Genomic DNA, 14,085 nt, shown 5'->3' with positions numbered 1-14,085 from the left:
TTAATAATTATGTTATTTCCAGTCTCCCAAAATCACTTTCTGTCCTTCCAGCGATTCTACTCCAAGAAGATTGTCATTGGGTTCAAAATTGGTTCCGCAGATTTCTCCCAGTTCATCATCAAACTTCACTCCTGGTTCACAGTTGCAAGGCAGGGCTTTTTTAACTATTAGCCCAATAGATCCTGCCTGAAGAATGGTAAGGGAAGTAGGAATTTTCTCTCTCCATGGCTCTCCTTCTTTTGTCGCTTTTGGTGAGCGTAATTCATCCACAATGGATAAGAATAAAGGATCATCAATGACAGGAACTTCACCTCCGTTCCAGATTTGTCCTGTAGCCAGGAAATGTCTCACTGCTTCTTCAAATCCTGGTCTTACCGTAACAATAACTCTTGCCATACCTGACTGCATAAATGCTCTGAACGTAGGATCATTATCATCAAACTGATATAAATCTGCCCATGATTTTCTTTCACCCCAATAATAGGGGTAGAAATAATAACTCATGATTTCCCATTCAAACGCCTGCTCCATAAATTTGATAAATGCAGCATATTGATCCAGTTTTTCATCCACCTTAATGTCTGTATTCTGAAAAGTTTCTGTAGAAGCATTATCATTGGTATAATATCTTTTTTTACCGAAAGTGAGTAATGCATCAGGATTCTGATTCAGCATATAGGAAATACAGTTTCTTCTTAAAATGGTATTTTCAATTTTTCTGTAGAATCCTGGATTAGATCCTTTGATCTGAGCTCCTACAGCTTTTGCATCTGCCAAGGCAGCTTCATACTTGCTCAACTCCACTTTATAGGCTTCAATAATTTTATTGAATGCTTTCTGCAGCCAGCCATTTTTATATTCTTCCTGCAGCACACATTTGATATTAACCGTTGCATGGAAATAATGGGCATTTGTTGTCGCAATAGTAATAGGAACCTCCCTTACAAATTTTAAGAATGCATTAGACGAACTATCTCCTCCTACCAATAAACTTACTCCACTTGCCCAGCCATTGTAGCCTGGGAATGAATTATTGCTTTTAACAACATAAGATTCAGTGATATAATGTTCCGGGATCGCAATAAGGTCAGATTTTGAAGAGGCCTGTTTTGATTCAGTGGATGAGTAATCAATGGATTTTCCTACATACACAACTGGTTCCAGTCTTTCATCAACTTCAACATTGTAATAACCCAGCCAATATTTTAGTTTTGTGGAATCTGCCAGAGCACTCCAGTCTTTGATCTGCATCCCGGCAGATTCTCTCGGATCAATAGGCTTTACCAATTGATTTTCAACAACATTACTTACCTTCATTCCTAATGAATGTAATTTGGCAGGTTCCGGAATCATAAACTCAAACATCATTCTCTTTCCATAGTTAAAGATCTGGTTTTTGACTACTTTATCCACCCAGCGATATACCCCTACGACATGGTTGCTGCCTTTGGTGTTATCAAAACCATGTTTATTGTTTTCCTCATATTCCTCAAGGATTTTATCAATTCGTTCTTCTTTCACCTTGGTAACAATCCTTTCCAGGGCTCTGGCGGTAACATCTTTAGCCTCGGTAACGGCCTGTCTGTTACTTTCTTCTTTGGAACTATGAGTAGCATAGTTAGCAGCAGTATTTAACATGTATCTTGGAGAAGCACTTCCTCCCCATGATGCATTAAATCCTGCCTGGGCTGCAAAATCCTTAGATTCCTGAAGAACTTTAGAAATTTCACTTTGCATCTCATTTCTTTCCGTGGAAGTTGTATCCGTCAATTTCTCTTTTTCAGATTCCGTAGATTTGGTAGTTTGGGATTCACTTCTTTTTAATCTTCGCGAAGATTTTTCTCTATACTCCCTTGCCATGACGTTTTCAATATGTGAAACATCTCCTTCTACATAACAGTAAGTGCTTTGCTCTACCTTTCGATAATCTGCAATCCCAATATTTCTCATTCCAAAGCCTGATGGGATGAATGTCTGATCATCCTCAGGTGTTGTCGGGATATCTTTATTTTTCAGACAAACACTTCCTTCACCTGTCAGATTATAGATTTTTGTTACTGAATCTATTCCTCCTGCAGTATATATTGTCATAGGAATTTTACAGGTATATACTTTTCCGTCATCAAGGGTAAGCTCTGCTTCAAGCTGGCAGCCATTCTTTATAGCGTCTGTAATTTGTAATTGAGGCAAAACACCATCGCTAAACAAGGATAAGTAATCTCCCCCACCGGCAACCTGTAATTGATTTGAGGTTTGAACTACATTCCCATTATTATCCAATATTTTGATTATTCCTGAAGCTGATGAAAATAACGATGTAGTCTCTTTAGGTGTCATACTTAGCAACCATCTGTCCGAATAGTTCTGAAAAGATCTGGTTCTTAATAAAACAGGCAGGCAGTTACCGGTTCCTCCATCACCTCCGGTACCTTTATTTTTTAATGTAAATGTTCCTGGTCCTTCAAATCTGTACATTCTGTTTGCCGTCCACAATAACTTCGCTTTCATCGTATAGGCAAGTCCATCATTAAGAATAACTTCTCCTTCCAATAGTAAAACTTCATTTTTATCTATAACAGCAGCGGGAATTTTTTCCGGAGTATTGAATAAAGACGTTACATTGGGAGCGTCAAATGTATAAGCCAGAGTTCCACCTGCTAAAAGTTGATCATCATATGACTTTATATTGTAATTTCCACTTACAATGTGCTTAGGAGCATTGATATCAGTTGTTAGAATCATGGTATGATCCCCCAAACCCATATTACCACTCATTGTTCTTGCAAAAAAAGGAATCTCCTGAGTATTTACAGATTGCATTACAGGAATAACAACACCTCCTACTGTTGCAGAAACCTGTGGAGTAAGGTTTGTATTATTTAATATCATTTGCTGCAGCTGCTGGCTGTTTTGTTCAATGGTCTGAAAAAGCTCTGTAAAGGTTGAAACATCATTTAATGAGTTTGATGTCCCAAAAATTCGTTGTAAAGATTCGTTATTTTCTTGGCTTAATTTTCTTTGCAGATCATCTGCCTGAATTTCAGGACGAAAGTTAAATGTAAAAGTCTTTACTTCCGGAACCGGAATATATTTTAAACTTGATAGTCCTTCACGATTATCTGCTGCCAGGAAAATTTCCTTCTGATATTCCTGTTCTTTTACTAGGGCATCATATCTGGACTGCTCAGGCCTTACCTCTTCTTGATATTGTTTGTAGGCAATATCATAAGCCGCTCCGTATTCTTTTTGATAATTCTTCTCAAGCTGTTCTAAAGTTCTTTTAAGCTCCTCATTTCCTTTTAAGTTTACTGTAGCTTCTGCAAACTTCAAGGCACTATCACTCAAAGGATGACTTTGAATACTGTTTCCCCCTCTTGAAGCAACTGTATTTGAAGAAGCAGTCTTAGCACTAAAAAGCTCCTTAGGAAGAACAACTTTGGCTTTAATAACATCTTCATACTGCGTTTGAGTAGTTCCATCATAATTGGAAAGAATATGATCCAGATGTAAAAATTGCATTAAAGTTTCCTTTGCGTAAAAATCTTTTTGAGTGACCACCTGATAAATAAGATTATCCCAAATATTAGAGTCAATTTCAACGATAGGTTTTGGAGTCTCTTTATAAGTTTTGATTTTAGAATCAAACTCCTCTTTGGCTGCTTTTACTTTATTTTTTGCAACCCAAACTGACAATTCATAAAATTGTACACTTTTAGCTTTTAATGACTCTTCTGTTTCTATAGTTAAACCTGTGATCTTTTCACAGACGTTTTTCAAAGATTCTCCAGCTTCTACTCGTGGGTCAATTACTCCCTTTTGTCTTAGATAGTTTCTGAAAATAAATCTTTTCTCCCTATTCTTTGGATCAGACAATTCTGCGTTGCGCATCGTTGCAAATCTGAATAAAGTTTGTGAGCTATTATTTTGATTAATTGCTTCCATTTTTTAATTTTGTTTTGATTTTTATAAAGGTTGAGATCTGAAGCTCTTTTTAGTAGAATGTCTTCAGGTTTTAGCCTTATTTTTTTAGGTGGTTTCCGGCAAAAGATGTCCACCTGGAATTTTTAAGTCTAGTTTCATTTTGTGTTTTTTTCTTGAAGCAAAGATCACCCCCAAAAGCGACAGAACTTGACGTATAAAAATATTTTAATATTTTTTTTCAACAATAAAAAAACCACCCAATAGGTGGCTTGAAATATATGTTGCATATTATTACTTGCTGAAGATAACATCAGCAAAAAATTTGAGATTACTCATATATTCTATCCTCTCTTTTTAACAGAAACAAATTTCAACTTACCATTTTATCTTTTTCGACACAAAAAGAGAGCATATAAATGCCCTCTATAATTTATTCTTCTTTTCTAAACACTCTGTTTTTAAACTCTTCTGGTAATTCATTTTTAAATGGTATCAATTTTTCTTCTATAAACTGTAAAGCTTCATTATGAATAGAGTTTTCCCTATTAAAACGATGCCCACTAGGATACTCAAAAAAATCTTTTCTTAAAGTCTGATATAACCTTTTGTACATTTCTGAATCTACACAAAAAATTATGTGAAAATACTTATTGTGATATATTTTTCCACTGAAACCCTCTTTATCATATTCAAATTCAAGTTTGAAATGCTTCCCTGCTCTTTTATTATCTTCAAAAAATATAACAGGCGCTTCCGTAAAAGCTTTTATCCTTCTCTTTGTCCCTCTGTCTTCTATTTTCGGGCCTACGTAATCCATCTCCTCGTTCAAAGGTGGAAAAGGATATTTACAAGTATCATATGAAGGGATAAAAATAATAGAGTCTCTTTCATAAAATCTAATCATTATCATATTTTTAGAATAAAGCCCTTTTCCGAAATTATTTCCAAACAATACAACTAATTTGTAATTGTAAAATTCATTTTCATTCATGTTTTAAAATTTAGTAGATAAAGTTATTAAAACCATTAAAATGTTCATTTTACATTGCTCAAAATTAAAATGATCCTTTTCCAATGTAAAAAGAGAGCATAAAAATGCCCTCTATAATTTATTCTTCTTTTCTAAAAATTTTATCCCTAAATCTATCCGGTAACTCATCTTTTAGTAATATCAATTTTTCTTCTATAAACTGTAAAGCTTTATTATGAATCGAGTTTTCCCTATTATGACGATATCCAGGCGGATGACTGTAAAAATCTTTTCTTAAAGTCTGATACAGCCATTTATATGTTTGCGAATTTACACAGTAAAGAACATGGCGCTTTTTGATATGTGAAATTCTACCATCTAAGTTATCTAGATCATATTCAAAATCAAGGTTGAAATTTTTTCCGGCTCTTTCATTGTCTTCAAAAAATATAACAGGTGCTTCGGTAAAAGCATTTATCCTTCTCTTTGTTCCTCTGTCTTCTATTTTCGGGCCCACGTAATCCATCTCTTCGTTCAAAGGTGGAAAAGGGTATTTACTGGTATCATAAGAAGGAATAAAAATAATAGAGTCTCTTTCATAAAATCTAATTAGCATCATATTTTTAGAATAAAGTCCTTTTCCGAAATTATTTCCAAACATTACTATCAATTTGTAGTTGTAAAATTCATTTCCATTCATGTTTTAAAATTTAGTAGATAAAGTTATTAAAACCATTAAAATGTTCATTTTTACATTGCTCAAAATTAAAATGATCCTTTTCCAATGTAAAAAGAGAGCATAAAAATGCCCTCTATAATTTATTCTTCTTTTCTAAAAATTTTATCCCTAAATCTATCCGGTAACTCTTTTTTTAGTAATATCAATTTTTCTTCTATGAACTGTAAAGCTTCGTTATGAATAGAATTTTCCCTGTTAAAACGATGCCCACTGGGATACTCAAAAAAATCTTTTCTTAAAGTCTGATACAGCCATTTATATGTTTGTGAATTTACACAATAAACAATATGCCGCTTTTGGATATGTGATATTCTACCATCCAAATTATCAAGATCATATTCAAAATCAAGATTGAAATTTTTTCCGGCTCTTTCATTGTCTTCAAAAAATATAACAGGTGCTTCGGTAAAAGCATTTATCCTTCTCTTAGTCCCTCTGTCTTCTATTTTCGGGCCCACATAATCCATCTCCTCGTTCAAAGGTGGAAAAGGGTATTTGCCAGTATCATAAGAAGGAATAAAAATAATAGAATCTCTCTCATAAAGTCCAATCAGAATCATGTTCTTAGAATAATAGCCTTTTCCAAAGCGGTTTCCAAAGGCCATACTTAATTTATAATTATAAAATATTTTTTCGTTCATGTTCTTTTTAAATTTAATAGATAAAGTTATTAAAATCAAACTCATTAAAATCAGGAAAATGTTTTTTTTGCCATTCATCGTAGTTTAATTTATCACCAATATATTTTGGTTTGGAATCTTCAAAAGTTTTATAAGCATCTTTTAACCCTTCCAAATGTTCTTTTATAAGTTCTTTTGGAGCTCCATTCGCTTTCAATCTGAGAACCTCTTTTACACGGACTTCATATTCCAAAAAGTTTCGTTCAACACGTGTTAAATATCCTAATTTTGGCATATCTAGTCGTGTCTCAACACCTGGTCTTTTTATAATATCGGTTGCTGTCGCATATTTTCCTTGTAAATTCCTCTCTAACTGGATAATATGGTCTATCTCATGTTCAAGATCTAGGAAACGCATTTCGGGATGCCATTCCATTATTTTATCTATTCTTACCAATTCCAGCTGCCGGGTAAATACAAACTTTTCCGTATATCCCACCTCCTGAGTAATATCTGCAATTTCTACAATTTTTATATTTCTTTCTTTTAAAAATTGCATGATCTCATCAAACGTTGGATGCAGCTTCATTTTTACGGTTCCCCATTGTATCGTTTCAGTTGTGGCCTGCTCACCTATTCTGGCAGATGTGTTGACCATTGTTTTGCTTTTCTTCACGAGCAAAAGCAGCTTTTTCATTTGGTCTGCAAGAATGTCTCCCTTATTATTCCATATATTTTTGGTTTTATCGATGAGCCTTTTAAAAGCTTCCTTTGGAGATTTTGAAACTTCAGCCGCTATTTCTTCGCCTTTATAAAGTGCCGTATAGCCTGTTTCTGTAGTATTTCCTGTTTTTACAATAAGTAATTCATCTCTTTGCAGGTTTTGTATGTCCCGGGTATAACCTCCCAATCCATTTTTTGAGAGTTCTTTTGCAACATCATCAATAAAAACCATGCTTTCTTCTACAGAAATAAAATAGCTATATAAAACTCTTTCAAAGTTTTTTGAAGAAACAAAATACAGTTTCTGTAATAATTTTCCCAAAGATTGGCTGGAACCAACTTTTAGTTTTTCCCCATTATAAAATACTTCATATGATTCCTCAGGAATTTTTTTCAGTGAAATTCCTTTAAACTGAAGTTCTCTTACTACCTGTTCAAGATACTTTTCCTGAGAGGAGGAAAGATTAAGAATCTTTCTCCATAATGCATATCTGTCTCCTTTTATTACTACGTCATCTATTTCATTAGTAACAATAGCGGCCTGTCTTGCTTCATAGGCTTCCAGTTCTTTAATGAGCTTTTCTAAATCTCTTTTAAAGAGAACCCAATTTCTGGGAATATTCTTTGCATTTCTTAAAGACTCTAATAAGGCTGGACCTTTAGTAAGAATGCCGTTAATTATTACTTTACTTAAAAAGCCTAAACCCGCCATCAGGTAAATAGTATCCCAATTTTCCACAAACCATTCTCCTCCGTTTTCCGATAGGAATTTACGTATCCCTTCATCCATCATCATAATATCCGTAAGAGCTAATCCAGCTTCTGTAAATCTTATTAATACAGAAGAGGTTCCTCCTGAATAGGCTGCTGCCAAAACAGCCGCCACATCTAATGTAATACGGACCATTTTTATTAATTCCTCATGATTTGCATGATCTGCCATATAATAAAGCATAATAGCGGCATTGGGTGCTGTTTTTACAGGCTTTATTAAAGACGTTTTTATATCAGTATCTTCAATGATCACCAAATCACAGGGGTTGAGGTTTGCATCTTCTACAGTTACAAAGTTTTGCGAGGTAACAGCCCCCATATTAGAAGCTATGACCCTTGTGGAAACTAATTTTTGGTTTGTAATTCTAAAAAGTTTATTCTCTGCCGTAGGTGTAAACTTATCAAGACTATATAAACTACCTTTCAAAAAAACGGGTTTATGAAGATTATTCCCTTCCAATATGATAAAAGCATTGACAATAGTTGCAAAAGCAGATTTGGTTTCATAATCACTTATTGTATTATAAACCTCCAGCAAAGTCTCCTGATTAGCTTTCAGTTTATCAATAATCCATTTTATATCACTGAAGTTTTGGGCAATATTCATAATTGCAGAGCCTGTATCTACAAACCATTTTTCTCCATCATATCTGGAAAGTCTTAACAAATCATTCCAAAGCTGCTCATCTTTCCTATCCTTTATAGCAGATGGATATGCATTTTCATAAAGCCAGCTAAGTTTACTATCACTTGATTCCACTCTTGAAAAAGCCTTCCGGAATTCATCATTGATAAACGTTTCATTCGCTGGTTTTATATTAATATATTTTAAGAGATTAATAAAATCAAAGACATTATAAGTTTTGAGAACTAAAGCAACATCCGTTTTCTTTGTAAGACTTTGTGTATAATGGTATGTTAATATATATTCGATTTCTTCACCTTGAGTATCTATTCTTATATCATAGTTGATTTCTTTTCCTGGCTGTATCGTAATATAACCTGTTTCAGAACCGAGTATTGCAGTAATTTTCAATTCTTTCTCTTTCAAACTTAAAGGCAGTCTTACTTTGAACGGAATATCAATATCACCAACATAGCCTGAAGAGAAAGGAGAATAAAAATAATTGTTGCTCGCTTCTTTTGTTTCATAATTCTTAGGATCGAACCAAAGTTCCTTAACTCCTTTATATACTAAATCATTTACTAATTTTTTTATATCACTCATGTTTTTGAAAATTTGTGTTTGTCTTAAAATAGATTGAGATCTGAAGCTATTTTTAGTAGAATGTCTTCAGGTGTTAGCCTTATTTTTTAGGTGGTTTCCGGCAAAAGATGTCCACCTGGAATTTTTAAATCTAGTTTCATTTTCTGTGTTTTTTTCTTGAAGCAAAGATCACCCCCAGAAGCGACAGAACTCGTCGTATAAAAAAGAAGTTATTTTTCTACTCTAAACCTTTGGAACAAAAACTATTGGTATTCTCAATATTTTAATACATTTGTTTAAAACATATTTCAGATGAATTTCGAGCAGATCAACTTACACCTTGAAGCTTACAAAGAACACAACCAGATTCTGGATGCTGCCAAGTATCTGATCCATTCTTTTGAGCTGGAGCATGAAAACTTTGCAGGTTTCGGGTTCAGGGATGAACTTTCTCCCACTTCGATGCTTCTTACGGCAGAAGGAGATCTGGGAGGACCTCAAACCGTAATGATCCCACGAAATTTATTTGACTTTGACCTGAACCTTGTTCTGAATATGGTTGCCCACGAAATGCTTCATGTAAGACAAAAAGCACCCGGACAAGTTATTGAAGACAAAAATGAAAGGGAATTTCAGGCGTATTATGAAATGCTTTTTCACAAGGTTTTCCCACAGATTCCTGAAGTTTCGGATTTTCATAAAAAATTTTTTGGAGGAAAAGCATTGGAATACTACAAAAGAATGGGTGAAGGCTCAGTATTGCAGCAAAAGTATGCAGAACAGAAAACAGAAGTAGAACATCTAATTAACGAATTACCATGACAGTAAAACCAGACATCACCTGGGCAGATTTTGAAAAAATAGACATCAGATGCGGAACTATAATCTCAGTAAATGATTTTGAAAAAGCAAGAAATCCATCGTACCAGCTCGAAATAGATTTTGGAGACCTAGGAATCAGAAAATCATCTGCACAAATTACTTCTCTCTACGAAAAAGAAGAGCTTATTGGAAAACAGATTTTAGCCGTAGTGAATTTTCCTAAAAAGCAGATTGCTAATTTCTTCAGCGAATGTCTGGTGTTAGGGCTTTATGGTGAAGACAAAAAAGATGTCACTCTTTTAACGCCATCATTACCCACAAAAAACGGAATGCAGGTAGGATAACCTGCCAATAAAACATAAAAAAACCTTAGGAAGACTTTCACTAAGGTTTTTTTTATTGATACTATTATTATTTATTGATGGAGGGTTTTTACCCCAAGATTGGTAACCTGACCAAAGCTTACTGATACATTGGGTGTATTTTCATCCATATATCCAGTGCTGTTTCCGGCATCGTAAGAAACGGTATAACTTCCTTGTGGAAGCCCTGAAAACATGAAAAATCCGTCAGGGTTAGGGATTGCAGTAGAAATCGTATCTGAAGCCATAATGGCGTGTACAACTGCCTGAGCCGCCTGAGGCTGTACATATCCTTTAATCTGTCCGTTGGTAAGCTCAGAGAATGCCCGTATCACCGGTTTTAAAATATATGATCCATTCCCTGTCGTTACAATAGATCTTCCGGCATCAAAATCAATCCACACGGTATATGCTCCGTTTGCTGATAATGTCTGATTCCAGTTGAATTTCAGTCCGCTCTGTTGAGCCGATGGGGTTTGCAGCGGATAAGTTACTCCGTTTACAACCACACTATTATTAGGACCCAGTACCATTCTCATCTGAGAAACATTTCCCTCAGGGAGCGTAGCCTGTCCTAAAACTACATCTGTTCCATTTTTAAAATTAAGAAGATTATAAACTCCCGGATTTGGAAAGTTTAACGCTGTCCATTCTCCATTGCTGTTAATTTCAATTTTTTGAATATCAATATTAACAGCATTATATGCAGCAGGGCCATCTGTAAGCCTTACATTCACTGTAGCAGAACCTTTTTCATCGGAATCATTACATGATGCCAAGAATAATAAGCAGATACTGCTTCCTATAATGAATAAATTCTTCATAAGCTTTAAATTTATGTATAATAAAAAACGTTTTGGATAATTGATTTATTATGTCATATATTTCGGTTATAAAAAACAAAAAATGATCCAAAACATTCCTTTAGAAAGAATTTTATTTCTTGATATTGAAACGGTTCCGCAATCCGGCTCCTGGAACGAGTTATCAGAAACAGAACAATATCTGTGGGATAAAAAAACAAAATTTCAGAGAAAAGAAGATGTTACTGCTGAAGAATTTTATGACAGAGCCGGTATTATGGCCGAGTTTGGAAAAATCATCTGTATTACCATTGGAATGGTTGAAAAGAATGAAACGTTAAAAATAAAGAGTTTTTCCGGGCATGATGAAAAGAAAATGCTGCAGGAATTTGGAGAAATCTTCAACAGCCCAAGACTTTATAATGTGATTCTCTGTGCCCACAACGGAAAAGAATTTGATTTTCCGTGGATTGCCAGGCGTTATCTCATCAATGGAATGCAGCCGCCGGCACCATTTCAGATGTTTGGGAAAAAGCCCTGGGAAATTCCTCATATAGATACTATGGAACTCTGGAAGTTCGGGGATTATAAAAGTTTTGTCTCCCTGGAATTACTGGCTCATGTCTTTGGTATTCCTACTCCGAAGGATGATATTGACGGCTCAATGGTTTCATCAATTTACTACATAGAAAAAGACTTGCAGAGAATTGTTGACTATTGTGAAAAAGATGTCTTAACTTTGGCAAATATTTTCCGGCGCATGCGTCAGGAAGATTTGTTGAAAAGGAATATCAATCTAGATTAAAAAATGAAATTTACAGACGATCAAATTGCTGACATTGGTGAGGAAATCATTGGTGTATTAAAAACCGTATATGACCCTGAAATTCCGGTAGATATTTACGAATTAGGGCTGATTTACGATGTCCAGATCTCCGATGATGCAGACGTAAAAATTATCATGACACTTACTACTCCCAACTGTCCTGTGGCAGAAACACTTCCTCAGGAAGTAAAAGATAAAGTGGCTGAAGTAGAGCATGTAAACAGTGTAGATTTAGAGCTTACTTTCGAACCGAGCTGGAATAAGGATATGATGAGCGAAGAGGCGAAGTTTGAGCTGGGAATGCTTTAATTACTCTTAACAATATAAAACCCCGAAGAAGTATTTTCGGGGTTTTTATTTTTAAATATCTTTTGCGATTTCCTTGCCTTCTCTCCTGCTCCATTCACTCCATGAACCTACATACAGATCCGGAATGGGAAATCCTGCATAATCCAGGGCTAAAATTGTATGACAAGCTGTAACACCTGATCCACAATGAATAATAAGGTGTTCAGGTTTATCCTTTAAAAATTGGCTGTATTTTTCTTTTAAGATTTCCGGGCTCAGAAAATTTCCGTTTTCATCAAGGTTTTCAGAAAAAGGAATATTGATCGCCCCCGGAATATGCCCCGCAACCAGATCAATCGGCTCAGATTCACCTTTGTAGCGGTAGGCATCTCTTACATCAACAACTGTAGAAGAATCGTTTTCCAATTCATTTTCAACTACTTCCAGACTTGAAACCGGAAGACTCCAATGATCTTTTTTAATTAAAGATGCTTTATCAAATGTTTCTTCTCCGGAAGAAAATTCTAATCCTTCTTTTTCTGCTGCCTGCATTCCGCCATCAAGAACATGAACATTTTCCAGTCCGAAAGATCTCAGCATCCACCATGCTCTTGCTGCTGCATTGGAAGCATTTTTGTCATCATAGACAACAATATGAGCATCTTCTGATATTCCAAGATTTGAGAGAGTTACAGCAAACTTGTCTACCGAAGGAAGAGGATGCCTTCCACCAAAAGCTGCATTTTCTCCAATTTCAGCCAGATCTCTGTCCAGATCAATAAACCTTGCTCCTTTAATGTGCTTGTCAAGGTAGCTTTGTTTTACATCCTTTCCTGTTCTTGCATCAAGAATAACAAGACTTTCTGTCGGAATATTTTTAAATTCGGTTGCTGAGATGATTGGAGACATTTTGTTGATTTTGATTAAAATTAATATGTTTTGGCTAAAACCTGTTGTATTTTAATATAGTGAAGCGGGCTAAAGCCCGCTCCTATTGATATTCTATTCTTCATGATATTAAAAATGAAAAATATCCTTCGCCTTGTTATAAGAACTTTCAAAGTTCAGAAGGTTCAGCTTATGTTCTGCTTTTTCAACACTCATAAAGTTGATCACCTGTTCTGTAGGCATATTTCCTACAAGATCATCCTTAGCCATTGGACAGCCTCCGATTCCTTTGATCGCACTGTCAAATCTTCGGCAGCCTTGGTCGTAAGCGGCTTTTAATTTCGAGTACGAATCTTCATAGCGGTTATGAAAATGGCCTCCGAAGTTGATATCCGGATATTTTGAAGGTATTTTTTCAAACAAAAGAGCAATGGTCTCAGGAGTGGCTACGCCGGTAGTGTCTGATAATAAGATATCTTTTACTCCGATATCTGAGAATTTTTGTGCCCATTGGTCTACATCTTCCCATTTCCACATTTCACCATACGGATTTCCAAAAGCCATAGAGAAATAGATATTAAGCTGTTTCCCTTCACTTTTTACCAGTTCAAGCATTTTAATGATTTCATCGAATGCTTCTTCCTGACTTTTGTTGGTATTTCTGTGCTGGAACGTTTCAGAAATAGAAAACGGAAAGCCCAGAATATCTACTGACTCATGTTTCAATGCTTTTTCGGCACCTCTGTAATTACCTATAATGGCAGAAACTTTAGTCTTGGAGCGTGATTTGTCAATATTTTTTGCCACCTCATCAGAGTCAGCCATCTGCGGAATTGCTTTTGGAGAAACAAAACTCAGACAATCCAATACATCAAAACCAACATCCATCAAGGAGTTGATATAATCTATTTTTTTATCGGTAGGGATAAATTCTCCCCATCCCTGCATAGCATCTCTAGGACATTCGGTAAGAAACATTTTTACTTTTTGATTTTCTCAAATATAATAAAACTAAACTACTTGGTATACTGTACATACAAAGCTAACACTATTTTGATTTTCAAATATTTATATCTGATTCATAATTTCAATAACTGATATTAAATCGCAAATAATGTATTCTCAGCACCAAATTTGCTAAC

General features: G+C 35.0%; 12 protein-coding genes. 4 read left to right on the top strand and 8 right to left on the bottom strand.

Annotation, left to right across the window (positions count from 1 at the left end; genetic code table 11):
- Window positions 1–12 precede the first annotated feature (12 nt).
- The 5 genes from V0410_RS15885 to V0410_RS15865 all read right to left on the bottom strand — a co-directional run bounded on the left by V0410_RS15885 (window position 13) and on the right by V0410_RS15865 (window position 8,975).
- Complete coding sequence (locus tag V0410_RS15885) at window positions 13–3,942, bottom strand: hypothetical protein (RefSeq protein ID WP_330744828.1); 3,930 nt, start codon at window positions 3,940–3,942, stop codon at window positions 13–15.
- A gap of 409 nt (window positions 3,943–4,351) precedes the next feature.
- Window positions 4,352–4,912, bottom strand: coding sequence for a hypothetical protein (locus V0410_RS15880; RefSeq protein ID WP_330744827.1), 561 nt, complete (start codon window positions 4,910–4,912; stop codon window positions 4,352–4,354).
- 118 nt (window positions 4,913–5,030) lie between these two features.
- The gene (locus V0410_RS15875) at window positions 5,031–5,591 is read right to left on the bottom strand and encodes a hypothetical protein (protein ID WP_330744826.1); all 561 of its coding nucleotides are present in this window, start codon (window positions 5,589–5,591) and stop codon (window positions 5,031–5,033) included.
- 119 nt (window positions 5,592–5,710) lie between these two features.
- The gene (locus tag V0410_RS15870) at window positions 5,711–6,271 is read right to left on the bottom strand and encodes a hypothetical protein (protein WP_330744825.1); all 561 of its coding nucleotides are present in this window, start codon (window positions 6,269–6,271) and stop codon (window positions 5,711–5,713) included.
- Between the two features lie 13 nt (window positions 6,272–6,284).
- On the bottom strand, window positions 6,285–8,975 hold the full coding sequence (locus tag V0410_RS15865) for a hypothetical protein (RefSeq protein ID WP_330744824.1): 2,691 nt from the start codon (window positions 8,973–8,975) through the stop codon (window positions 6,285–6,287).
- 291 nt (window positions 8,976–9,266) lie between these two features.
- Between V0410_RS15865 and V0410_RS15860 the strand changes: the two genes are divergently transcribed.
- On the top strand, window positions 9,267–9,776 hold the full coding sequence (locus tag V0410_RS15860; RefSeq protein ID WP_330744823.1) for a hypothetical protein: 510 nt from the start codon (window positions 9,267–9,269) through the stop codon (window positions 9,774–9,776).
- Window positions 9,773–10,120 (top strand): tRNA-binding protein, encoded by a 348-nt coding sequence (locus V0410_RS15855; protein ID WP_076595106.1) that lies wholly within the window; start codon window positions 9,773–9,775, stop codon window positions 10,118–10,120. Before V0410_RS15860 ends, V0410_RS15855 begins: the two co-directional genes overlap by 4 nt.
- Before the next feature lie 71 nt (window positions 10,121–10,191).
- Here V0410_RS15855 and V0410_RS15850 read toward each other — a convergent pair whose 3' ends face one another.
- Window positions 10,192–10,962, bottom strand: coding sequence for a DUF4382 domain-containing protein (locus V0410_RS15850; protein WP_227941253.1), 771 nt, complete (start codon window positions 10,960–10,962; stop codon window positions 10,192–10,194).
- Between the two features lie 82 nt (window positions 10,963–11,044).
- Between V0410_RS15850 and V0410_RS15845 the strand changes: the two genes are divergently transcribed.
- On the top strand, window positions 11,045–11,746 hold the full coding sequence (locus V0410_RS15845; protein WP_227941254.1) for a 3'-5' exonuclease: 702 nt from the start codon (window positions 11,045–11,047) through the stop codon (window positions 11,744–11,746).
- Between the two features lie 3 nt (window positions 11,747–11,749).
- Complete coding sequence (locus tag V0410_RS15840) at window positions 11,750–12,076, top strand: SUF system Fe-S cluster assembly protein (protein WP_047422116.1); 327 nt, start codon at window positions 11,750–11,752, stop codon at window positions 12,074–12,076.
- Window positions 12,077–12,127: 51 nt separating this feature from the next.
- Here the strand turns inward: V0410_RS15840 and V0410_RS15835 are convergent, their stop codons facing one another.
- Window positions 12,128–12,964: a sulfurtransferase gene (locus V0410_RS15835; protein WP_330744822.1), complete on the bottom strand. Its 837-nt coding sequence runs from the start codon at window positions 12,962–12,964 to the stop codon at window positions 12,128–12,130.
- Window positions 12,965–13,072: 108 nt separating this feature from the next.
- Window positions 13,073–13,921 (bottom strand): hydroxymethylglutaryl-CoA lyase, encoded by an 849-nt coding sequence (locus V0410_RS15830; RefSeq protein ID WP_110009044.1) that lies wholly within the window; start codon window positions 13,919–13,921, stop codon window positions 13,073–13,075.
- Between the last annotated feature and the right edge of the window lie 164 nt (window positions 13,922–14,085).

The sequence above is a fragment of the Chryseobacterium sp. CP-77 genome (genome assembly GCF_036362765.1).
Taxonomy (GTDB): domain Bacteria; phylum Bacteroidota; class Bacteroidia; order Flavobacteriales; family Weeksellaceae; genus Chryseobacterium; species Chryseobacterium cupriresistens.
This window is presented reverse-complemented; position numbering and strand designations above follow the sequence as displayed.